We start from the raw sequence: 1,688 nt of genomic DNA, 5'->3' as shown, positions 1-1,688 counted from the left end.
GCACCCGTGCCTCCTGCGCCGACGCCACCGGCCCCCGCCGCGGGCGCCCGGGCCGCGATCGCGTTCGCTCGCGCCCAGATCGGCGAGCCCTACCGCTGGGGAGCCGCGGGCCCGAACGCCTGGGACTGCTCCGGGCTGACCATGGGCGCCTGGGCACAGGGCGGGACGTCGCTGCCGCACTACTCCGTCGCGCAGTACGAGCAGTCGACGCCGATCTCCGCGAGCCAGCTCCGGCCGGGAGACCTGGTGTTCTGGGGCTCGTCGAGCGACCCGGGCTCGATCTACCACGTCGCGCTGTACGTCGGCGACGGCATGATCGTGCACGCGCCGCGCACCGGTCGGCCGGTCGTCGAGGAGTCCCTGTACTACTGGATCCCGCCCACCTTCTACGCCCGACCCTGACGACCCCGGGGTGTGCCGGCGACGTCCCCGTCGCACCGGGAGAGGTCCAGATCACCGCTTGAGACGCACGCCCCGTGGGTAGCGTCCCTGCATGGCAACCGACACCGCCGTGCCCGCCTCGACCGGCTACGTCCAGCCCGAGATCGACGTCCCCGCGCTCACCGCGCTGCTCGACGGGAAGTACGCCGAGGTCCGCCACCTGGTGCGCACCAACCTCGCGGAGTACGCCTCGATCCTCACCGACGCCGAGGAGATGTCGATCGACGACTTCCGCGAGCGGGTGAAGGACGTCGTGGTCGAGATGGCCGCCACCGGACAGACCGGGATGGGCTTCCCGGAGGAGTACGGCGGCGGCGGCGACATCGGCGCCTCGATCGCAGCGTTCGAGACCCTCGCCTACGGCGACCTGTCGGTGCTGGTGAAGGTCGGCGTCCAGTTCGGCCTGTTCGGCGGCGCGATCCTCCAGCTCGGCACGAAGGCCCACCACGACGCCTACCTGGCCGACCTGATCACCGGCAGGCTCATGGGCTGCTTCGCGATGACCGAGACCGGCCACGGGTCCAACGTGCAGGCGCTCGGCACGATCGCGACCTACGACGCCGAGGCGCAGGAGTTCGTGATCACCACGACCACCGAGCAGGCGCGCAAGGACTACATCGGCAACGCCGCCAAGCACGCCGAGCTCGCCGTGGTGTTCGCCCAGCTCGAGGTCGCCGGAGCATCACAGGGCGTGCACGCGTTCGTCGTACCGATCCGCGTCGACGGCGAGCCCGCGCCCGGCGTACGCATCGAGGACGACGGCCGCAAGATGGGCCTCAACGGCGTCGACAACGGCCGACTGTGGTTCGACGGCGTGCGGGTGCCGCGGACGGCGCTGCTCAACCGCTTCGCCGACGTGACGCCCGAGGGCCGCTACGAGAGCCCGATCGAGAACGCCAACCGCCGGTTCTTCACGATGCTCGGCACCCTCGTCCAGGGTCGGGTGTGCGTCGGTGGCGGCGGCATCAACGCCGCCAAGGTGGCGCTCGCGATCGCGACGAGGTACGCCGTGCGCCGCCGCCAGTTCGAGGCGACCTCGGACGAGCAGGAGGACCTGCTCCTCGACTACGGCATGCACCAGCGCCGGCTGCTGCCGCTCATCGCCCGGACCTATGCCCTGCACTTCGCGCAGGAGGTCGTCGCCGCGCAGCTCCACGACGTCTTCTCCGGAGTGACCGACGACGAGCACGCGCGGCGCGAGCTGGAGTCGCGGGCGGCCGGTACCAAGGCGCTCGGCACCTGGCACG

Annotated in this window: 2 protein-coding genes; both read left to right on the top strand. The window is 71.5% G+C overall.

All coding sequences use genetic code 11. From position 1 onward, the window contains the following. A partial coding sequence (locus Q0L15_RS22085) for a C40 family peptidase (protein WP_296606996.1) occupies window positions 1-402 on the top strand: 402 nt, incomplete at its 5' end. Between the two features lie 91 nt (window positions 403-493). Next, the coding region (locus Q0L15_RS22080) for an acyl-CoA dehydrogenase family protein (RefSeq protein WP_296606994.1) at window positions 494-1,688 on the top strand (1,195 nt) is incomplete at its 3' end.

This window comes from Nocardioides sp., from assembly GCF_024509035.1.
In the GTDB taxonomy this organism is placed as follows: domain Bacteria; phylum Actinomycetota; class Actinomycetes; order Propionibacteriales; family Nocardioidaceae; genus Nocardioides.
This window is presented reverse-complemented; position numbering and strand designations above follow the sequence as displayed.